Origin of the sequence: Plantibacter sp. Leaf314 (assembly GCF_001423185.1) — a bacterium.
GTDB lineage: Bacteria > Actinomycetota > Actinomycetes > Actinomycetales > Microbacteriaceae > Plantibacter.
This window is the reverse complement of record NZ_LMOB01000001.1, coordinates 2,793,032-2,812,449: the sequence shown is the minus strand read 5'-3', so window position 1 is coordinate 2,812,449 and position 19,418 is coordinate 2,793,032. Positions and strand designations below refer to the sequence as shown.

Here is a 19,418-nt window from a genome sequence, read left to right as displayed (position 1 = left end):
CGGGCACCGCGCCAGCACCAGCAGCACCTCAGACAAAGGAGCACACCAGTGAGCGACTACGCCGTCGTCAACCCCGCGACCGGAGAGACCCTCCGCGACTACCCGACGATCACGGACGAGGAGCTGCAGCAGGCGATCACCGCMGCRTCCGCCGCYCACGAGGAGTGGTCRCGCAAGGCTCCCGTCGCCGACCGTGCAGCACTCATCGCCCGCGTCGCCGCCCTCCACACCGAGCGCCGCGAACAGCTCGCCGAGATCGCCGTGCGCGAGATGGGCAAGACCTACGAGCAGGCGCTCGGCGAGGTCGACTTCGCCGCCGCGATCTACCAGTACTACGCCGACAACGGTGAAGCCTTCTCCGCCGACGAGCCCATCGAACTCTCCGACGGCACCGGGTCGGCGTTCATCCGCCGCGCCCCGCTCGGAGTGCTGCTGGGCATCATGCCGTGGAACTTCCCGTACTACCAGGTGGCCCGGTTCGTCGGCCCGAACGTCGTCAACGGGAACACGATCCTCCTCAAGCACGCCCCGCAGTGCCCCGAATCGGCGCTCGCGATCGCGCAGATCTTCGACGACGCCGAAGCCGAGCTCGGCGCCCACGACTCCGTGTACGTGAACATCTTCGCSACSAACGAGCAGATCGCGACCGTCATCGCCGACCCRCGCGTGCAGGGYGTYTCCGTCACCGGTTCCGAGCGTGCCGGTTCCGCCGTCGCCGAGCTCGCCGGCAAGCACCTCAAGAAGGTCGTGCTGGAACTCGGCGGGTCCGACCCGTTCATCCTGCTGTCGACCGACGACCTCGACGCCGCCGTCCAGGACGCCGTGAACGCGCGCATCGACAACAACGGACAGTCCTGCAACGCCGCCAAGCGGTTCATCATCATCGAYGAGCTGTTCGACGACTTCGCCGCGAAGTTCACCACCGTGTTCACCGGCAACGCACCGGCCGACCCGATGGCGGAGAGCACCCAGCTCGGCCCACTGTCGTCGACGGCCGCGACCGAGCGCCTCAGCGAGCAGCTCGGCCGCGCGAAGGCGCAGGGCGCGACGATCCTGGCCTCGGGCGAGCCGGACGGGAACTTCTTCCCGCCCGCCGTGCTCACCGATGTGACGCCCGAGATGGACGCGTTCCACGAGGAGTTCTTCGGCCCCGTCGCCGCGCTCTACCGCGTCGCGTCGGAGGAGGAGGCCGTGCGCCTCGCGAACGACACCCCGTTCGGCCTCGGCTCCTACGTCTACACSACCGACCAGGAGCAGGCRCTGCGCGTGGCGGACGGGATCGACGCCGGCATGGTGTGGATCAACCTCGTCCTCGGCGACGCCGCAGAACTCCCCTTCGGCGGCGTGAAGCGCTCCGGCACCGGCCGTGAAATGGGCAAGCCCGCCATGGACGAGTTCGTCAACAAGAAACTCATCCGCATCGCGTAATCGGTCACTGAGCGCCCCGGNTGGATCAACCTCGTCCTCGGCGACGCCGCAGAACTCCCCTTCGGCGGCGTGAAGCGCTCCGGCACCGGCCGTGAAATGGGCAAGCCCGCCATGGACGAGTTCGTCAACAAGAAGCTCATCCGCATCGCGTAATCGGTCACTGAGCGCCCCGGTCACTGAGCTTGTCGACGTGCGGCCCGTCCTCGGTGCTGCCCTTCGACAAGCTCAGGGACCGGATTGGTGGGGCTCAGGGACCGGGTTGGTGGGGCTCAGCGGCCGGGAACCGGTCTCGACACCCGACCATCTCCGGTCCCTGAGCCTGTCGAAGGGCGGCGTCAGCGCTCGGCGAGCTGCAGGGCACTCCACAGCTCCGTGCGGTCGGCGAAGCGCGAGAGATCGAGGTCGAGTAGCCGTTCGAGCGTCGCGATGCGTGCACGCAGGGTCTGCCGGTGGACGCCCAGGCGGCCGGCGGCCTGGTCGGTCACGCAGTTCGCCTCCAACCACACGCGTGCCGTCTCGAGGTGCGTCGCGCGCGCGTCCTCGCCCAGCCGCCCGAGCGGTTCGAGCAACCGGTTCGCGAGCACCGAACCACCCGAGGCACTGAGCAGTCCGAGCAACCCCTGCTCCGCGAGCGCCTCGTACCGCACGAGCCGCGGCGTCTCCCCGGCCGAGGCGCGAGCGCGGGTCGCCTCGGCGAGCCCGTCGCTCACCGCCGCCCACGTGGTCACCGCAGACACCCCGCCGGCGAGTCCGTGCCGGCCGACGACCCCGCTCCACAGCCCGGTGTCCGCGTCGCTCGACACGATGACGATGTGTGCGTCCTGCTCGGCGAAGAACAGCTTGCCCCCGTGCGCGGCGGCCTGGACGTCGAGTTCAGAGAGGAACCCCAGCTCCCCCGGTGGGATGTCGACGACCGCGACGCGGATCGGATCGGGCGGGAGCGGCCCCCAGAGCCGCGCGGCCGTGCGCTCGGCGACGGCGTGGTCGCCGGACAGCAGCAGTTCGAGCAGCCCGGAGCGCAGCTGACGACGGGCGAGGTCGAGGGCGCTGTGCTGTTCCAGCGCGATGCTCGCCAAGCCGATGACGCTCGACACGAGGTCGTGCTCGGCGTTGTCGAGCGGCACCCGGGAGCCGACGGCGAGGATACCCCGCAGCTCGCCGCGTCGGCCGAGCGTGAGCAGGGTCGCGCCGTCCGCGCCCTCGCCGAGGTGTAAGCCCGCGCGCGAGCCGCGTCGGAGCACGTCCGCCACCGCGGCCTCGACGCCCTCGGGCACCGGCTCCCGCGTCTTCGTCACCACCCGGTTGCCGAGCGCGTCGTAGAGGGCGACCCAGCAGTCGAGCTGCTGCCCGAGCTCCTCCAGGATCGCGGTGAGCCCGTCGGGCCGGAGCGCCGCCCGCGCGACCGCACGCTGCGCGGCGAGCGACCACTCCAGCGACGCCACCCGGGCGGCCGCGACCGCATCGGCGACGAAGCGGATGATCCCGATGAACGGCGTCCGCTCGCCCACCTCCAGCAGCGTGAACCGGTGTCGGGTGCAGGCGTCGATGAGGCGCTGCGGGACGTCGGCGTGGATGATCCCCGTCGCGAAGCCGAGCGCGACGATCCCTCTGGCGGCCAGGCGACGGACGTACTCGTCGGTGCGGCGGTCGGCCAGCTCCTCGCTCATCGAGCCGGCGAACTGGGCGCCGTCGGTGAGCAGGAGTTGTTCGGCCTCGAGCCACGGGGTCGGGTCGCCGAGGTCGGAGTTGTGGACCCAGGCGATCTCGCGGTCGAGGTCGGCGGCGTCGCCCTCGACGAGCAGCGTGAGCTTGAACACCGGCTGGGCCATGAGGGTGCGCAGCGTGACGCCGGTGTGGACGCGACCGACCTCGCCGCCGATCACGGGTTGCGTGGACATGAGCCGAACCTATCACTGGATCCGATATGTACACGGGCGTCGCCGGTTGCCAGGCTGCAGGGGTGATCAACGACTTCCTCGCAGGCCTCGACAACGCCACCGTGCGCGACGCCGACACCCAGCGCGTCCTCCACTCCTGGTCCGCCCAGAGCACGCTCAACCCGCTCCCCATCGCGGGCGGGCTCGGCAGCACCGTCTGGGACCACGACGGCCGACGGTACCTCGACTTCTCCAGCCAGCTCGTCAACGTGAACCTCGGCTACCAGCACCCGAAGGTGGTCGCGGCCATCCAGGAGCAGGCCGCCCAGCTCACGACGATCGCCCCAGCGGCCGCCAACGCGACGCGGGCCGAGGCCGCTCGACTCATCCTCGACCGGGCACCCGACGGCTTCGAGAAGGTCTTCTTCACCAACGGCGGCGCCGACGCCAACGAGAACGCGATCCGCATGGCCCGCATCGCCACCGGTCGCGACAAGGTCATCTCGACCTACCGCTCGTACCACGGCAACACGGGCGCGGCCATCGTCGCGACGGGCGACTGGCGCCGCATCCCCAACGAGTACGCACGCGGTCACGTGCACGTGTTCGGCCCGTACCTCTACCGCACCGAGTTCTGGGCGACGACGCCGGAGGAGGAGTCGGAGCGCGCGCTGCGTCACCTCGAGCGCACGGTGCAGGCCGAGGGCCCCGGCTCGATCGCCGCGATCCTGCTCGAGACGATCCCCGGCACCGCCGGTGTCCTGACCCCGCCGCCCGGCTACCTCGCGGGCATCCGTGCGATCGCCGACCGCTACGGCATCATGCTCATCCTCGACGAGGTGATGGCCGGCTTCGCCCGCACCGGTGAGTGGTTCGCGTTCGACGCCTTCGACGTGCGACCGGACCTCATCACCTTCGCGAAGGGCGTCAACTCCGGCTACGTCCCGCTCGGCGGCGTCATCGTGTCGGCGGAGATCGCGCACCGCTTCGACGACCAGGTGTTCCCCGGTGGCCTCACCTACTCCGGCCACCCGCTCGCGTCGGCCAGTGTCGTCGCCACGCTCACGGCGATGGCCGAGGAGGGCGTCGTCGAGCACGCGAGGGCGATCGGCACCGATCACCTCGGGCCCGCCTTGCACGCCCTCGCCGAGCGACACGACGTCATCGGCGAGGTCCGCGGCAGCGGCGTGTTCTGGGCGGTGGAGCTCGTCGAGGACCCCGAGACGCGCGCCCCGCTCGCCGCCTCCGACATGGGCCGGTTCAAGTCCTCCCTCATGGAGGCGGGTCTCCTGCCGTTCATCAGCGAGAACCGGATCCACGTCGTGCCGCCCGCGGTCGTGACCCCGGACGAGGTCGCCACCGGCGTCGCGATCATCGACAGCGCACTCACGGAGCTGCGCGCGTGACCGGCGAGCCGGAACCGTTCTGGGACCAGGTGTCGGGACTCCCCGCGCCGACGCCCGTCCCCCTCGACACCCCCACCGCTGCAGCCGACGATCTTCAGGAGCACTCCGCATGACCACCACCGAGACCACGACCACCGAGTCCGGCTCGCTGCCGGTCGTCCCGCACTGGATCGACGGCGCCGAGGCCCCGTCCGACTCGGGCCGCACCGCCCCCGTCTACGACCCGGCGCTCGGTGTCGCCACCAAGCACGTCGCGCTCGCGAACCAGGCGGAGATCGACCGCGCGGTCGCGTCCGCCGCCGCCGCCTTCCCTGCCTGGCGTGACCTGCCGCTCGCGAAGCGTCAGCAGATCGTGTTCAAGTTCCGTGAGCTGCTGGACGCGAAGAAGGGCGAGCTGGCGGACATCATCACCGAAGAGCACGGCAAGGTCGTTTCGGACGCGCTGGGCGAGATCACGCGCGGGCAGGAGGTCGTGGAGTTCGCGACCGGCCTCGCCCACCACTTGAAGGGCGAGTTCTCCGAGCAGGTGTCGACCGGCGTCGACGTGTACTCCACGAAGCAGCCGCTCGGGGTCGTCGGCATCATCTCGCCGTTCAACTTCCCGGCGATGGTGCCGATGTGGTTCTTCCCGATCGCGATCGCGGCCGGCAACACGGTCGTGCTGAAGCCGAGCGAGAAGGACCCGTCCGCGGCGATCTGGCTCGCGAAGCTCTGGAAGGAGGCCGGGCTCCCCGACGGCGTGTTCACGGTGCTGAACGGCGACAAGGAGGCCGTCGACGGGCTCCTCACCCACCCGGAGGTCCGGGCGATCTCCTTCGTCGGGTCGACGCCGATCGCGAAGTACGTGTACGAGACCGGCACTGCGCACGGCAAGCGGGTCCAGGCCCTCGGCGGGGCGAAGAACCACATGCTCGTCCTGCCGGACGCGGACCTCGACCTCGTCGCCGACTCCGCCATCAACGCCGGCTTCGGCTCCGCGGGCGAGCGGTGCATGGCCATCTCGGTGGTCGTGGCTGTGGANGACCGGCACTGCGCACGGCAAGCGGGTCCAGGCCCTCGGCGGGGCGAAGAATCACATGCTCGTCCTGCCGGACGCGGACCTCGACCTCGTCGCCGACTCCGCCATCAACGCCGGCTTCGGCTCCGCGGGCGAGCGGTGCATGGCCATCTCGGTGGTCGTGGCTGTGGAACCGGTCGCGGACGAACTCATCGGGAAGATCGCCGAGCGCGCCGCGACGCTGCGGATCGGTGACGGGCGCCGGAACTGCGACATGGGACCGCTGGTGACGAAGGTGCACCGCGACAAGGTCGCTTCCTACCTCGACATCGCCGAGGCCGACGGTGCGACGATCGTCGTGGACGGCCGCAACACCCCCATCGACGGCGACCCGAACGGGTTCTGGCTCGGCCCCACCCTCATCGACCACGTGCCCACGACCTCGAAGGTCTACACGGAGGAGATCTTCGGACCCGTCCTTGCCGTCGTGCGCGTGCAGTCCTACGAGGAAGGCGTCGCGCTCATCAACGGTGGCGCGTTCGGCAACGGGACCGCGATCTTCACCAACGACGGCGGTGCCGCACGCCGGTTCCAGAACGAGATCCAGGTCGGCATGATCGGCATCAACGTGCCCATCCCCGTCCCGGTCGCCACGTTCTCCTTCGGCGGCTGGAAGGACTCCCTGTTCGGCGACACCAAGGCCCACGGCGCCGAGGGTGTGCGGTTCTTCACCCAGCAGAAGGCCATCACCGCCCGCTGGCTCGACCCCTCCCACGGCGGCATCAACCTCGGCTTCCCCCAGAACTGAGGCACCCCGGCCCNTTCTTCACCCAGCAGAAGGCCATCACCGCCCGCTGGCTCGACCCCTCCCACGGCGGCATCAACCTCGGCTTCCCCCAGAACTGAGGCACCCCGGCCCGACCGCCCGTCGACAAGCGGTTCCTGAGCCTGTCGACGGGCAGGGACCGGTGGTCGGGCCGAGGTGCACCGCAGCCGCCGGCTGAGCTAACACCAGGAGATCCGCGTGACAGCAGGAGATCCTGAGGGAGGACATCCTGCTGCCGCGCGGATCTCTGGTGATCAGTTGCCGGTGACCCGCCCGATGAGGTCCTGGATGAAGGGGACGATGTCGGACGCCTGATCGACGCCGGCGATCGCGACCGCGAGCAGCGGCCACAGCGACACGAGCAGCGCCGAGATGACCGCTGCGACCGCCAGCACCCACGACAGTGCACCGTTGCGACTGCGGACACAGCCAAGGAGCAGCAGCAGCGCGAGGAGGTAGCCGACGAGGAGCGCGGCGATGATGCTCCCGACGGGGACGTTGAGCGCCCCGACCGTCGCACCGTCGGCAGCGCCGATGAGGCCGAGGATCGGGATGAGTACCCCGACGACCACGAGCACGACGAGGACGACACCGGTGATCGCGGCAGCCCAGACGGCACGCGGTCGCGGACGGCTGGCCCCGTAGGACCGGGTTCGACTGAAGAGGGGCATGACGGTTCTCCGTTCGCTGGTACCGGTCAGTGCTTGGGGGAACGGGAGGGCTGCTCAGGATCCGTCGTCGACGCGGCTTCAGGGGCGGCGGCGGGAGCCGTCGCGCCCGCGTCGGTTCCTGAGTCGGCGTCCGCATCGGCGGGGCTCGGGTCGACGCCGCGCGTCACCTCCTCGGCCACCTCCGCGAGCGCGTCGGCGGCCTCCGCGAGCTTCTGGGCTGCTTCGGAGAGGTCCTCCGGCAGATCGCCGTGGGTCGCCGGTTCCACCTGGTCGGTGGCAGCCGGCGCGTCCGCGATGTTCGCGTCGTCCGCTGCGGGTGCGTCCGCGACCGGAACGGCGACCACGGTGGTGTCGGTCGGTGCATCGGCGACCGGAACCTCGCCGTCCGACACGGACACCGCGGCATCGTCAGCGGACTCCGGCCGCTGCTTCGACAGCCCTTCGAGCGCGTCGCCAGCTGCATCGGCCACGTTCGCGGCACCGGCGCGGGCGGCGTCGGCAGCATCGGAGGCCGTGGCCTTCGCCGAGTCGAGCGCCTTCCCGGCGGCGTCGCCAGCGGCACCGATCGCTTCGCCCGTCTTCGCCTTCGCGTCGTCGATGGCGGCGGTCGCGCCGTCGATCAGCTCGCCCGGGTCCGGGTCGGCCGGGTCGAACGGGCCGTGTACGTCGGTGACGGTGATGTCGATGTCGACCGGCCCCGAGTGACGCGCTTCCAGCACCGAGGCGATGTCGGCGCGAACGGTGTCCGCGACCTCCTCGACGCTCGCCGGGTACTCGGCGACCAACGAGACCTCGACGTTCAGCACGTCGTCGTCGGCGAGCACGTTGACCCCCGGGACGGAGGTGCGGCCGAGCAGCCGGGTCCTGGCGCTGTCGACGGCACGAGCCGACGGGGAGCCGAGCGCGTGGACACCGGGGACCGTCTCAGCGGTGGCGGCGATGACCTGCGCGAGCTCGTCCTGCTCCTGCTCACGTCGGCGACCGGAGTCGATCTCGACGACCGGTGCACTCGGCTCGGCCGGCTCGGCCACGTCGATCGGTGTGGCCGGCTCGGCCACCTCGTCCGGAGCGACCGGCTCGGCCGTGGGCTCCACCGCGGGGACCGCCGCCGAGGTCGATGCGGGCTCCGCCGCCGCCGGATGCTCACCGTCGTGCGACTCGATGCGGCGCACCTCGTCGTCACCGTGGGCGGGCACGAGCACCGTCGGGTGCTCGGCGCGGACCTCGGCCGGCGTGGGGATGTGCTGCTGATCCGGGTGCTTCGTGTCGTCGCTCATGCGATCCTCCTCGCGCCGCGTCGGCGGCGCATCGGTCCTTCGGTCATGCTGCTGTCGGTTCGGGCTGCCACGGCGGTGCCGCGGAGCGGTGGGTCAGACGACCCGGTTGGTGCTCGCGAGGCGGGTGCGGAGTCCGCTGACGATCTGGACGACCACCGGGGTGGACGTCCCGAGGGCACCGTCCCACTCGTGGATGGTGGCCTCGATGTCGCGGCGCAGCTCCATCGGCGAAGCACCACGGCGGGCGTGGGCGGTGAGCCGCAGGGCGGTCTGCTTGCGGATCCGGAAGCCGGTCACGTCCACCGCGACGACGTCGGGGTTGCGCCCGATGGCCTCCTCGAGGACCTGCTCGGCGAGCTTCACGTCGAGGATGACGCGACCGCCCGTCGGGGTGCCCTTGGTGGGCTGCTCGTCGACCTGCAGCAGCGTCCCGGTGTGGCCGCGCCCCTGACGGAGCACGAACCACAGCAGGATGACGATGAGGAGCACGGCGGCTGCAGCGGCGACCCAGAGGATCCACGGCTGGGCGTCCATCGTGTCGGTGGTCGGGCCGACGGCGCGCTCGGCGTTCTCGCTGATCGTGCGCTGCACGTCGGGCAGGAGCGCGCCCACGGAGAGCGCTGCACCCGCCGCCAGGACGACGAGTCCGACGACGAGGATGAAGAAGCGGTTGAGGAATCGGTTCGTCGAGTTCATCAGGCCACCGTTCCCTGTTCGTTGAGCTTGACCTTCACCCGGAGTGCGGGCCGGAAGTCATAGGACGCGACCTCCGCGTCCACCGCCTGCTGGATCTCGCGCTGGTCGACACGGCGACCGCTCGTCGGGGTCACGTCGACACGGGCGCTGCGGGCACCGACGCTGACGTTGACCTGCGAGGGGTCGATGTCGCCGGCGTACGAGGCGGCGCGGGCGAGCGACTGGGCGATCACCCGGTCGTCCACGACGGTCGCGGTGCGGTCGGCGATCGATCCACGGCGACCCTGGCGGGCGGGTGCCAGCGACAGGACGATCAGGATGAACCCGACGATCGCCGCGACGACACCGATGGCGACGAGCAGCGGGGCCGGAGCCGTCGCCGCCGTCAACACCGCGGTGACGATGTCCTTCGGTGCGACGAGGAGCGGCTGCTGCCCGATCGCGGCCAGCACCGACTCCGTGCCGAGCCAGGCGAGGACGAGCGCGAGCACGATGGCGATCGTGATCGCGAGGGCGGACCGCGGCGAGTGCGTCTCACGACGCACCGCACGGCGGTACAGGGCTTGGGTGCTCACAACACCCTCCTTCGTTCTTCGAGCTTCGCGCCCGTGATGTGGAGATCGACGCGTCCGATGGTCGATCCGGTCAGACTCAGGCACCGCTCACGGATGCTGGTCTGTGCGCGTGCCAGGCGTTCGAGCACCGTTCCCGAGGTGCGGGCGTCGGTGCCGAGCGGCGACACGTGGATGGGCGTGCTCGCGGTGACCGTGAGGGCCCCGTGGGCGTCGGAGAGCTCGACCGAGACCTCCGACGCCCGCACACCGAGTTCCTCCGCGGTGACGGCAGACACGACGCGACGCACGGCGCGGGAGCTGATCGTGTTGCGACCATGCACGGCCTGTTCGGCCGCCACCGCCGCGGTCACGACGACCGCCGCCCGCGGAGCGCGTCGGCGACGCCGCGCAGGTCCAGCTTGCCCTCGAGCACGCGTCCGATGCCGAACCCGATCAGCATGAACAGGGCGACGAGGATCATCGCCCAGAAGCCGAAGGCGACGGCTGCGAGCGCGAGGACGGCACCGACGAGGATGCCACGGTCGGTCGTGCTCACTGGACGCGGCTCTCGTCAGCGTCGTTGTCGTCGTCGGACGGGATGTGGACGTCGGAAACGGTCACGTTGACCTCGGTGACGTCCATGCCCACGACGTTGGCGATCGCGTCGGTGACGCTGCGACGGACGTCGTCGGCGACACGCTGGAGGTCGACGGGGTACTCGGCGACGATCACGATGTCGGCAGCGACCTGCTTCTCGCCGACCTCGACGTTGACGCCCTGGCCGCGGTCCTGCGCGTTGATCGCGTTGCGGATCGCACCGATGGCACGGGCCGCTCCGCCACCGAGGTCGTGCACACCGGGGACCTCACGGGCGGCGATGCCGGCGACCTTCTGGACGACGCCGTCGGCGATGACGTTCTTGCCGGTGGAGGTGGTGGCGGCGTGGGTGGCGGTGTCGGTGGTGTTCGACATGGTGTTGCTCCTTCGAGGATGGTGGTGCGGTTTCGCGGTCCGGGGGTCCGGCCGCGGTGCCCGTGTGCCGGGCGACATCAATGAGACAGTCCGTCACGCCCGAACCTCACGGTCGCGGACGATTTCCGAGCGAAGCACTCATTTTCTGGATATTCGGGCGGCGAGGCCCTCGCTCAGCCGCGGAGGGTCTGGCTCGGGCTCTCGCCGAAGCGCGTCCGGTAGGCCGAAGAGAAGCGTCCGAGGTGGGAGAAACCCCACTTCCGGGCCACCTCGCCGACGGTCGTCTCCTGCGGGGCGCTCGCGGCCAGCTCGCTCCTCGTCCGGCCGAGCCGGATGTCCCGCAGGTAGGCGGTCGGCGACATCCCGAGTTCGCGGCGGCAGTGCAGTTGCAGGGTGCGGGTGTGGAGGCCCGCGGCCCTCGCGGCGTCGGCGGGCGTGATCGGTTCCGCCGCGTGGTGGTGCAGGTATTCGACCGCGAGGCGGGTGCGGGCCATGGAGGGTTCGCGGAGCGTCTCAGGCAGGTCGAACACCGCCCACGGGGCGAGCTGCAGGAGGGCGAGCGCAAGGGGTCGCTGAGCGTTCATCCGCAGCAACGGCGGGGCGGCCTCGTCGGTGAGCACCGGGGTGGAGGCGTTCAGCGCGGTCCGCCAGCGTTCGATCGCCGCAGTGGTCGGCGTCGCCTCGAGGTCGAAGGAGAGCTGCTGACTCGGGCCGGCGTGGATCTCCGTCGCGAGGTCCTCGAGATAGGCGGGTGCGAAGACCACGGAGTTCTGCCGGTGCGGGGTGAGGTGCACCGTGTACGGCCGGTGGAACGGCAGGACGAACGGGGATCGCGGGATCTCCATCCGCTGCCCGTCACGTCGCACGATCCATCCGCCGCCGGTCTGCACCCAGGAGACCACGTAGTCCGTCAACCCAGGGGTCTCCCCGGTGACGTGACCATTCATCGTGGCCGTGCGGAGCGAGACACGGTCGTCGCCGATCGACACCCACTGGAACGAGAACGGCTCGGTACCGCGGGTGACGGTGAAGCGACTGCCGTCGTAGGCGCGCTCGTAGTTCTGACGTGCGGTCGCGGGGTCGTCGCCGCTGACGGTGACCTTGCGGATCGGCACCGTCGACACCGAGCTGCTCGTGCTGCCGAGCATGGTGCCGGTGATGTCGGATTCGCGCTCCGGGTCTGCTTCTGGTGCGAGGAAGGAGTGCTGCATGGTCGTCCTTGTGCGTGATGGGGATCTCTTCGCCGCGGGACGGGCCCCAAGGCCCCGCCGGTGTTCCGCGTCATTGGAGAGACGGACCGTGAGGAGGGAATCTCACGGTTCACACAGCTGTTCGTCAGACAACGCTGTTGCGGATGCCCTGCAGGACGTGTTCTGGCGAAAAATCAGTAGTCGAGATCTCCCGGTGACAACGCGAATCCGCCCTCCGGCGCGGTGGCCGGAGGGCGGATCGGGTGTACGGGCGGCGGACCGCTCAGGAGCGGTCGGAGCCTGGGCGCCTACGCGGCGTCGAGGTAGCCGTTCGGGTTGAGCACGTACTTCTGGGCCGCTCCCGCGTCGAACTCCGCGTACCCGCGCGGGGCTTCTTCGAGGGTGATCGCGGTGGCGTTCACGTTCTTCGCGATGTGGACCTTGTCGTGGAGGATCGCCATCATGAGGCCGTGGTTGTACTTCATGACCGGGCACTGGCCGGTGGTGAACGACAGTGACTTCGCCCAACCCGTGCCGAGGCTCAGGGAGAGTGCGCCCTTCTTCGCGGCCTCGTCGATGCCGCCCGGGTCACCCGTCACGTAGAGCCCGGGGATGCCGAGGGCTCCACCGGCCGCCGTGATGTCCATGAGCGAGTTCAGTACGGTCGCCGGGGCTTCGTGGCCTGCGTCACCGCCGTGGCCGCGAGCCTCGAAGCCGACGGCGTCGACCGCACAGTCGACCTCGGGGACACCGAGGATCTGTTCGATCTGCTCCCCCGGTTCGCCCTTGGTGAGGTCGACGGTCTCGCAGCCGAAGCTCCGGGCCTGGGCCAGCCGGTCGGCGTTCATGTCGCCGACGATGACGGCTGCGGCACCGAGCAGCATCGCGCCGGTCGCCGCGGCAAGTCCGACGGGGCCGGCACCCGCGACGTAGACGGTCGATCCGACGCCGACGCCTGCCGTGACGGCACCGTGGAAGCCGGTCGGGAAGATGTCGGACAGCATGGTGAGGTCCATGATCTTCTCGAGCGCCTGGTCGCGGTCGGGGAACTTCAGGAGGTTCCAGTCGGCGTAGGGCACGAGCACGAACTCGGCCTGCCCGCCCACCCAACCACCCATGTCGACGTAGCCGTAGGCGCTGCCGGGGCGGTCCGGGTTCACGTTGAGGCAGATGCCGGTCTTGCGTTCCTTGCAGTTGCGACAGCGTCCGCAGGCGATGTTGAACGGGACGGAGACGATGTCGCCGACCTTGATGAACTCGACGTCGGGCCCGACCTCGACCACTTCACCGGTGATCTCGTGTCCGAGGACCAGGTTCGGCGGTGCGGTGGTGCGACCGCGGACCATGTGTTGGTCGGAGCCGCAGATGTTCGTCGCGACCGTTCGCAGGATCGCACCGTGAGGGACCTTCCGACCGACGTTGGCCGGGTTCACCCCCGGTCCGTCCTTCAGTTCGAAGGTGGGGTAGTCGATGTCGATGACCTCGACGACTCCGGCTGCTTTGTAGGCGACGGCTCTGTTACCTGACACGTGATCCTCCTTGATCGCGGGCGCCCGGTGTGGGGCACCCTGTGTCTGCATGACCCTATCCCGCTCTCGTCCGCAGCGGCAGGCCCCGTGGTCCCTGAGCTTGTCGAAGGGCGCGACCCCGGTCCCTGAGCCTGTCGAAGGGCGCCCACCTATCCATGTCAGCACCCACCTCTACGCTGAGAAGGCGCAACCCCGAGGAGAACACCCAGCATGAAGAAGACTCCTGTGGCGTTGCTCGTCGCCCTGCTGGCGGCCGTCGTGGTCCTCGTCGCCACGCAGCTCGGCGGCGGGACGGTGTTCGGCGGTGTCCTGTCGCCATCGCCGTCGTTGTCGTCCGCGGCGCCGGTCCCCGCGCCGGTCAGCCCGAGCGCCCGTGCCTCCCTCGAGGCGGCCGGGTTCGCGGTCGTCGACGCATCCGGGCAGCTGGTCGTCTCGGGGTCGGCGGTCGAGGACGCGCTCGCCGACGTCGACACCGCCTCCCGGGTGGCGACCGGTTACGACCGGGAGCTGTTCGGTCAGCGCTGGGCCGACGTCGATCGCAACGGCTGCGACACCCGAAACGACGTCCTCGCGCGCGACCTCGTCGGGGTCACCTTCAAGCCGGGCACCCGCGACTGTGTCGTCCTCACGGGTGTGCTGCACGACCTCTACACGGGGACGACGATCGATTTCCAGCGTGGCGAGCGGTCGAGCCAGCTGGTGCAGATCGACCACGTCGTGCCGTTGGCGTGGGGCTGGCGGCATGGCGGGAACGCGTGGACGCCGGAGCAGCGGGAGCAGTTCGCGAACGATCCGATCAACCTGCAGGCCGTCGACGGTGCCACGAACTCGTCGAAGTCGGACTCCGGTCCCGGCGACTGGATGCCGCCGGCCGCCGCCTCGCACTGCGAGTATGCGGCCAGGTTCGTGCTCGTGCTGATGGCCTACGACCTCACGCTCGACGACGCCGATCGCCAGGAGCTGACCAGCACGCTGGGCACCTGCGGCGCGTAGCCGCACCCGCCCACAGCACGAGAACAGGACGAACGCACGAGAGCAGGACGCTTCGCGTGATTCCGTCCGGTTCTCGCGCAGATGTCCTGCTGTCACGCGGCACGAAAAAAGCGGCCCACCGAAGTGGACCGCTTTCCGTACTGTGCGCCCGAAGGGATTCGAACCCCCAACCTTCTGATCCGTAGTCAGATGCTCTATCCGTTGAGCTACGGGCGCATTGCTTGCTGAGAGAAGAGAACTTCGGCTCGGCAGGCCGAAGTAGAGCCTACAACACGGAGGCTCCAGACGCCAATCGAGCCTCGGCGGGGGCAGGGAGCTGGGGTGGGCTGCCCTTCGACAGGCTCAGGGACCGGAGTGATCGGGTGCGGCGTCCGGCTCACGGTTGGAGGCGGGTGGCCCTTCGACAGGCTCAGGGACCGGGGACAAGCTCAGGGACCGGAGACAACTTCAGGGGCCCGGGCGTCGCGCTCGACAGGAACGACACCGACATGGAACAGTCGATGCGACCACCCGCTGGAGGAGACACGTGCACGCAGCATCAGGACCGACCGTCGACGGCTACACGATGATCGGCCGTCCTCCGGTCCGGTCGAACCTCGTCCTCATCCTGGTCCTGTCCGGCATCCTCGCCGCCGTCCTCGGCTGGATCACCGGGAGCGTCGTCGACAGCATCTTCGACATCGCACCCACGGCACTCGTCACCATTCCGGTCTTCTTCCTCATCACCGCCGGCATCTGCCTGCTCCACCTCGCGAGCGCCTTCCGCCCGGTCGGCGTCGACGCCGTCCGCGGCACCGCGCTCCTCGGCGGCCAGGCGGTCCCGCTCCGGTCGATCGTAAGCGGCGAACTCCTCACCCGCAGTCCCGCCGCGACCACCCCGGTCCTCAGTCTCCGCATCACGACCGACACCGGCGCGCGGGCACGCATCATCATGAACGGCGGTTGGCTCCGCAGCCTCCCCACCTCCGACCTCGTGCCACTCGTCGCACTCATCGCCGGCAGCGGCATCCCCGACGACACCGGCCAGGATCCGCTCGACGTCGGCCGAGAACGCATCTCCCGCTCACTCGCCGGGAAGGGCTCGAACGTCACGATCGGTCGACGCGGGTTCATCGCCGACTGCATCACGGCAGCGGAGGCTTCGGGCGACGTGAAGCTGCTGGACGCCGTGGTGCAGGCCGCCGGGCCGCTCGGCCGGAGTGTCCGGGAGGAAGCGACGCGGATCGCGCAGGGCACGGCGCCCGACCCCACGCACCGTGCCGCGGATGCACCGCCGGCGACGCCCGACGCCCCGGACTCGGACCCGACCCCGTTCGTCCCACCCGCACCGCAATACGGGTCGGTCGTCGAAGACGAGTCCGACCCGCTGGAGGCCGAGGACGACACCAGCGACGACGACCGGTTCCGACGACCGGACGACCCCGCCCGACTGGCCGCGGAACAGGTCGTCGACCAGGTGCACCTCGACAAGCTCGGCGACCGGAACGGATCGCTCGGCAACCGGGACGCGGAACGCGTCGACCCGGACGACGAGCGCGAGCTCCCGTCGTGGGTCCCACCGCAGGACCGGGGCCGGATGCGGTCGTGGCTCGCCGACGATGACGACGTCGTCCACCTCCAGCCCATCCCGGCGACGATCGGCGCGCGCACCCTCCGGAAGATCTGCGACCGGATCCTCTTCGGCCTCGCCGGTGTCGCCCTGCTCGCGATCTTCGGGGCGGCCATCGCCGAAGGCGTCCTCGACCGCCTGCCGAGCGACGCCAACGCCTTCGTCGCGGTCGCGGTGGTCGGGTCGGCGCTGCTCGCGTTCGTCGCGTGGATCGTCGGCGGTATCGCTCGCGCCCGCGAGATCAGCATCGCCCAGCGCTTCTCCCTCGACTGGCTCGACAGCCGCGGACCGGAACAACGCCGCAGAGGCCTCCCACCCGTCCTCCTGCAGCACTTCCTCGGACCGATCCCCGCGTCACGCCTGTTCGCGGCCGGAGCGTACGCCGGCACCTGCCTCGGCGGGGTCGGGATCCTCGCGGGCGCGCTGCTGTCCGTCGACCCGGAGGAGCTCGGGGCCACCGGACCGATCATGCTCGGCGTCAGCGTCGTGCTCGCGGCCGTCGGCACGGTCCTGTTCATCGTGCGATGGCGGCGCGTGAAGCGGCAGCGGGCGCTCGCGATCGAGCTCGGCGGCGAGCGCCTGGCGTACCTCGGGAACCTGTAGCAAGCCCGAACAAGCCCTTCGACAGGCTCAGGGACCGGGACCAGAAGACTCCGCCCTTCGACAAGCTCAGGGACCGGAGGGGCACCGGACCGCCCTTCGACAGGCTCGGGGACCGGGGTCAGGCTCAGCGACCGGAGGCTACCGCGCGACGACCTTCTCGAGCACCCAGTGCGCGCGGTCGAGGCTGTTGGCGGGCGCCGGCTGGTAGCGGAAGGCACGCGCACCACGCTGGACGGAGACACCCTGCGCCGTGGCGGCCGCCTCCAGCTGAGCGGCGAACTTCTGCCACCCGTCGAGGCCCTGCGGGAACCCGAAGTTCTCCTCGAGCGAGGTGACGAGCACCTCGGATCCGGAGCCCGCCGGCCACACCTCGATGACGGCGTCCTCCTTCGAGATCTGGTTCAGTCCCCACACCCCCGGACGCAGCGACTTCAACCGGCTCTTCGGCAGGCCCTCGACGAGTGCGACGGCCCTCGCAGCGTCGGTGCCGAGGATGACGGAGCGGCCGAACTCCTGCAGGGTCGCGGGGATTCTGGCCTGCTTGCTCTCGCCGGCCTCGCGGATCTTCCGACGCCCGAGCCCCTTCAACACCCCCAACCCGACGATGGCGAGCAGGACGAGCATGGCGATGATCGCGAGCGTGTTGCTGTCCACAGGAGCCCCCCAAGGCTGTCGGTTGCGGGCTGTTCCACCCACGACGAGGATGGCGCAGACCGGCCACCGACTCAATGGGGAGCGGTCCCCACCCCGCCCGACCGCGCTCAGGCAGGCCGCACGACGTCCCGCCACATCGCGGCCGGCACCACGCCCGGGATGCCCGCGATCGACGCGATACTCCGGAACCCGCTCCGCCGATACAGGGCGCGGTTGCGCTCGTTCGACGACTCCAGGTACGCGGGGAGCGCATCGGCGTCGATGGCACGCAGCCGCGATTCGAGCAGCGCACCCCCGACACCGGCTCCGCGAGCGCCGTCGCCCACACCGATCTGTGCGAGGTACCAGTGCGGTTCGGCCGGGCGGTGCTGTGCGAGCGTCCGCTGCAGGCGCATGGCTCGGGGAAGTCCGCGCAGGCCGAGTGCACGGACGAACATCGGCAACTGCCGCGCCTGGTCGAGCAGGGAGTGACGTGCGTCCGGCGTCTCCCAGACGGCGACACCGAGGACGACGCCGTCCGTGTCACGTCGGGCCAGGTCGACGCGACTGCTCGACGCCGCACTCGAACGCAGCATCGCTTCGAACAGGAGGGCGAGCCGGCGGCCACGGTCAGCACCGGAGACGAGCGTCGAGGTGACCGTGTCCTCTCGGAAGGCGGCCGCGAGCACGGCCGCGGCGTCCTCCAGGTCGGCGGGCGAGGCGGGGGCGATGGTGAACATGGGACTCCGTTCGGGTGGGAGGGGGTGTGGTGACGAGCGGTGCGGGTCAGTGCGCCTGCGAGCCGAGTTCGATCACGAGCACGCCGACGGCGATCAAGCCGATGCCGACGATCATGCGCGGGGTGAGTTTTTCCTTGAACAGCACGCGCGCACCGATCGCCGTGAGCGCGACACCGCAGGCGGCCCAGATGCCGTAGGCGATCCCGACGGGCATCCCGTTCGCGAGGGCGATCGTGAGGAGCCCGAAGGCCGCGAGGTAGGAGACGACGACGGGCGCGATCCAGCGCTTCTTCCGCAAGCCCTCGGAGGCGCGGAGGGAGAGCGTCGCGGTGACCTCGGTGACGATGGCACCGGCCAGGAGCAACCAGATCATGCGCCGACCTCCTCGGTCGATGCGGCGGGTTTCGCCCCGTCGGGCCCGTGGCCGGTCTCGACGAGCACGACCCCGGCGATCACGATCGCGATGCCGATCCCGATCGGGAGGGTGAACTGCTCACCGAACACGACGGAGGCGAGCACCGCGGTGAGCGCGACGCCGGCGGCCGCCCAGATGCCGTACACGACACCGATCGGCACGCCCATCCGGAGCAGCAGGGACAGCGCGACGAAGGAACCCGAGTAGCCGACCACCGCGAGGATCACCCACCGTGGATCCTCGATCGCGCCACGGAGCGAGAGCGTCGCCGTGACCTCCAGCAGGATGGCTGCGGAGAGGATGAGCCACTTCCTCATCGGGAACCACCTCCGGCGAGCGCGAGCAGCCGTGCGACGAGCTCGGCGCGCTGCTCGCGTCCGACGTCGATGATGCCGGTCGCCTCGGCGATCCAGAGGCCGTTCGCGGCCAGCCAGACGAGGAGCAGGGTGGTGGCGTCGGCGTCCTCGCCGAAGCCGAACCAGGTGCGCAGGTATTCGAGCCAGGGAGCCGCGAGCTCGGGGCGGCGGACCGCCTCCGCGAACACGACGAACTCGCCCTGGCTCGCGCCACCGTCACCGGCGAAGGTGACGAAGGCCCGCACCCGCTCCTCGAGGGTGGACTCCTCGAGCGGCCCACCCAGTTCCTCGACGAGCTCACGCTGCCAGCGGCCGACGACGTGCTCGATGACCGCGATCATCATCGCGTCGCGCGAGGGGAAGTGATACCGCAGCCCGGCCTTCGTCAGGCCGACCTCCTGGGCGACCGCTTCGTAGGTGATGTTCGCCTCGCCTGAGGCGTCGACGACGCGGACGGCCGCGTCGAGGATCTCGTTCCGTGCACTGGGTCTCATGCGAGTTACTTTAGCTTACGTAAGGTAAAGTAATGCTGAGAAGCAGCCGGGCGTCGGGGCGGTTCCGACGCACCATGTGACGCTCTGTTTCGGGGCCCTCGCGAGCTTCGGAGCCCGCGAGTACCGTCGTGCTGGACGGCGCCGTGACCGGC

Annotated in this window: 21 protein-coding genes, 1 tRNA gene and 1 pseudogene; 7 read left to right on the top strand and 16 right to left on the bottom strand. The window is 70.2% G+C overall.

Annotated features, from left to right (window positions below):
* The first annotated feature begins 48 nt into the window (after window positions 1–48).
* Together ASF68_RS13255 and ASF68_RS18810 are read left to right on the top strand one after the other, a co-directional pair.
* Window positions 49–1,428, top strand: coding sequence for an NAD-dependent succinate-semialdehyde dehydrogenase (locus tag ASF68_RS13255; protein WP_056011080.1), 1,380 nt, complete (start codon window positions 49–51; stop codon window positions 1,426–1,428).
* A gap of 21 nt (window positions 1,429–1,449) precedes the next feature.
* Window positions 1,450–1,581 (top strand): aldehyde dehydrogenase family protein (locus ASF68_RS18810; RefSeq protein ID WP_157580454.1); only part of this gene is annotated, 132 nt, incomplete at its 5' end.
* Window positions 1,582–1,763: 182 nt separating this feature from the next.
* On the opposite strand, the gene ASF68_RS13250 is transcribed toward ASF68_RS18810, so the two are convergent.
* On the bottom strand, window positions 1,764–3,326 hold the full coding sequence (locus ASF68_RS13250) for a PucR family transcriptional regulator (protein WP_056011077.1): 1,563 nt from the start codon (window positions 3,324–3,326) through the stop codon (window positions 1,764–1,766).
* Window positions 3,327–3,388: 62 nt separating this feature from the next.
* Here ASF68_RS13250 and ASF68_RS13245 point away from each other — a divergent pair, with 62 nt between their 5' ends.
* The 3 genes and pseudogenes from ASF68_RS13245 to ASF68_RS13235 form a co-directional block, all read left to right on the top strand.
* Complete coding sequence (locus ASF68_RS13245) at window positions 3,389–4,711, top strand: aspartate aminotransferase family protein (RefSeq protein ID WP_369796472.1); 1,323 nt, start codon at window positions 3,389–3,391, stop codon at window positions 4,709–4,711.
* Between the two features lie 109 nt (window positions 4,712–4,820).
* Window positions 4,821–5,731, top strand: a pseudogene (locus ASF68_RS13240) (aldehyde dehydrogenase family protein); the annotation flags it as partial.
* 1 nt (window position 5,732) lies between these two features.
* Window positions 5,733–6,516 (top strand): aldehyde dehydrogenase family protein (locus tag ASF68_RS13235; protein ID WP_157580448.1); only part of this gene is annotated, 784 nt, incomplete at its 5' end.
* 272 nt (window positions 6,517–6,788) lie between these two features.
* Here ASF68_RS13235 and ASF68_RS13230 read toward each other — a convergent pair.
* The 9 genes from ASF68_RS13230 to fdhA form a co-directional block, all read right to left on the bottom strand.
* Window positions 6,789–7,205 (bottom strand): hypothetical protein, encoded by a 417-nt coding sequence (locus ASF68_RS13230; protein ID WP_056011074.1) that lies wholly within the window; start codon window positions 7,203–7,205, stop codon window positions 6,789–6,791.
* A gap of 26 nt (window positions 7,206–7,231) precedes the next feature.
* Window positions 7,232–8,482 (bottom strand): Asp23/Gls24 family envelope stress response protein, encoded by a 1,251-nt coding sequence (locus tag ASF68_RS13225; protein ID WP_056011073.1) that lies wholly within the window; start codon window positions 8,480–8,482, stop codon window positions 7,232–7,234.
* 93 nt (window positions 8,483–8,575) lie between these two features.
* Window positions 8,576–9,178 (bottom strand): hypothetical protein, encoded by a 603-nt coding sequence (locus ASF68_RS13220; RefSeq protein WP_056011071.1) that lies wholly within the window; start codon window positions 9,176–9,178, stop codon window positions 8,576–8,578.
* On the bottom strand, window positions 9,178–9,753 hold the full coding sequence (locus tag ASF68_RS13215; RefSeq protein WP_056011069.1) for a DUF6286 domain-containing protein: 576 nt from the start codon (window positions 9,751–9,753) through the stop codon (window positions 9,178–9,180). Before ASF68_RS13215 ends, ASF68_RS13220 begins: the two co-directional genes overlap by 1 nt.
* The gene (locus ASF68_RS13210) at window positions 9,750–10,103 is read right to left on the bottom strand and encodes a hypothetical protein (RefSeq protein WP_056011066.1); all 354 of its coding nucleotides are present in this window, start codon (window positions 10,101–10,103) and stop codon (window positions 9,750–9,752) included. The genes ASF68_RS13215 and ASF68_RS13210 overlap by 4 nt, the downstream gene beginning before the upstream one ends.
* On the bottom strand, window positions 10,100–10,288 hold the full coding sequence (locus ASF68_RS13205; protein WP_056011063.1) for a DUF2273 domain-containing protein: 189 nt from the start codon (window positions 10,286–10,288) through the stop codon (window positions 10,100–10,102). The genes ASF68_RS13210 and ASF68_RS13205 overlap by 4 nt, the downstream gene beginning before the upstream one ends.
* On the bottom strand, window positions 10,285–10,704 hold the full coding sequence (locus tag ASF68_RS13200) for an Asp23/Gls24 family envelope stress response protein (RefSeq protein WP_056011060.1): 420 nt from the start codon (window positions 10,702–10,704) through the stop codon (window positions 10,285–10,287). The genes ASF68_RS13205 and ASF68_RS13200 overlap by 4 nt, the downstream gene beginning before the upstream one ends.
* A 173-nt stretch (window positions 10,705–10,877) precedes the next feature.
* Complete coding sequence (locus ASF68_RS13195; RefSeq protein WP_056011058.1) at window positions 10,878–11,915, bottom strand: AraC family transcriptional regulator; 1,038 nt, start codon at window positions 11,913–11,915, stop codon at window positions 10,878–10,880.
* 287 nt (window positions 11,916–12,202) lie between these two features.
* Entirely contained in the window at window positions 12,203–13,423 is a 1,221-nt protein-coding gene (fdhA, locus tag ASF68_RS13190) for a formaldehyde dehydrogenase, glutathione-independent (protein ID WP_056012001.1), read from the bottom strand.
* Between the two features lie 210 nt (window positions 13,424–13,633).
* Between fdhA and ASF68_RS13185 the strand changes: the two genes are divergently transcribed.
* On the top strand, window positions 13,634–14,416 hold the full coding sequence (locus tag ASF68_RS13185; protein ID WP_056011055.1) for an HNH endonuclease family protein: 783 nt from the start codon (window positions 13,634–13,636) through the stop codon (window positions 14,414–14,416).
* Between the two features lie 143 nt (window positions 14,417–14,559).
* Here ASF68_RS13185 and ASF68_RS13180 read toward each other — a convergent pair.
* Window positions 14,560–14,632, bottom strand: a tRNA-Arg gene (locus tag ASF68_RS13180).
* Window positions 14,633–14,942: 310 nt separating this feature from the next.
* On the opposite strand from ASF68_RS13180, the gene ASF68_RS13175 reads away from it, so the two are divergent.
* Window positions 14,943–16,628, top strand: a complete 1,686-nt coding sequence (locus ASF68_RS13175; protein ID WP_056011052.1) for a hypothetical protein — start codon at window positions 14,943–14,945, stop codon at window positions 16,626–16,628.
* 138 nt (window positions 16,629–16,766) lie between these two features.
* Here ASF68_RS13175 and ASF68_RS13170 read toward each other — a convergent pair whose 3' ends face one another.
* The 5 genes from ASF68_RS13170 to ASF68_RS13150 form a co-directional block, all read right to left on the bottom strand.
* A complete protein-coding gene (locus tag ASF68_RS13170) occupies window positions 16,767–17,282 on the bottom strand; it encodes a hypothetical protein (RefSeq protein ID WP_056011049.1) in 516 nt (171 codons plus the stop codon).
* Window positions 17,283–17,389: 107 nt separating this feature from the next.
* Window positions 17,390–18,001: a GNAT family N-acetyltransferase gene (locus ASF68_RS13165; protein WP_056011046.1), complete on the bottom strand. Its 612-nt coding sequence runs from the start codon at window positions 17,999–18,001 to the stop codon at window positions 17,390–17,392.
* Between the two features lie 46 nt (window positions 18,002–18,047).
* Window positions 18,048–18,374, bottom strand: a complete 327-nt coding sequence (locus tag ASF68_RS13160) for a multidrug efflux SMR transporter (RefSeq protein ID WP_200936427.1) — start codon at window positions 18,372–18,374, stop codon at window positions 18,048–18,050.
* The gene (locus ASF68_RS13155; protein WP_056011043.1) at window positions 18,371–18,733 is read right to left on the bottom strand and encodes a multidrug efflux SMR transporter; all 363 of its coding nucleotides are present in this window, start codon (window positions 18,731–18,733) and stop codon (window positions 18,371–18,373) included. Before ASF68_RS13155 ends, ASF68_RS13160 begins: the two co-directional genes overlap by 4 nt.
* Window positions 18,730–19,266 carry a TetR/AcrR family transcriptional regulator gene (locus ASF68_RS13150; RefSeq protein ID WP_056011040.1) on the bottom strand — a complete coding sequence of 179 codons (537 nt, stop codon included), beginning with the start codon at window positions 19,264–19,266 and terminating at the stop codon, window positions 18,730–18,732. The genes ASF68_RS13155 and ASF68_RS13150 overlap by 4 nt, the downstream gene beginning before the upstream one ends.
* Window positions 19,267–19,418: the final 152 nt, after the last annotated feature.

Coding starts and splice junctions, on each gene's coding strand:
- ASF68_RS13225 (WP_056011073.1), bottom strand. CDS start 8,482: ATGAGCGACGACACGAAGCACCCGGATCAGCAGCACATCCCCACGCCG.
- ASF68_RS13185 (WP_056011055.1), top strand. CDS start 13,634: ATGAAGAAGACTCCTGTGGCGTTGCTCGTCGCCCTGCTGGCGGCCGTC.
- ASF68_RS13220 (WP_056011071.1), bottom strand. CDS start 9,178: ATGAACTCGACGAACCGATTCCTCAACCGCTTCTTCATCCTCGTCGTC.
- ASF68_RS13250 (WP_056011077.1), bottom strand. CDS start 3,326: ATGTCCACGCAACCCGTGATCGGCGGCGAGGTCGGTCGCGTCCACACC.
- ASF68_RS13165 (WP_056011046.1), bottom strand. CDS start 18,001: ATGTTCACCATCGCCCCCGCCTCGCCCGCCGACCTGGAGGACGCCGCG.
- ASF68_RS13200 (WP_056011060.1), bottom strand. CDS start 10,704: ATGTCGAACACCACCGACACCGCCACCCACGCCGCCACCACCTCCACC.
- ASF68_RS13230 (WP_056011074.1), bottom strand. CDS start 7,205: ATGCCCCTCTTCAGTCGAACCCGGTCCTACGGGGCCAGCCGTCCGCGA.
- ASF68_RS13160 (WP_200936427.1), bottom strand. CDS start 18,374: ATGATCTGGTTGCTCCTGGCCGGTGCCATCGTCACCGAGGTCACCGCG.
- ASF68_RS13150 (WP_056011040.1), bottom strand. CDS start 19,266: ATGAGACCCAGTGCACGGAACGAGATCCTCGACGCGGCCGTCCGCGTC.
- ASF68_RS13195 (WP_056011058.1), bottom strand. CDS start 11,915: ATGCAGCACTCCTTCCTCGCACCAGAAGCAGACCCGGAGCGCGAATCC.
- ASF68_RS13155 (WP_056011043.1), bottom strand. CDS start 18,733: ATGAGGAAGTGGCTCATCCTCTCCGCAGCCATCCTGCTGGAGGTCACG.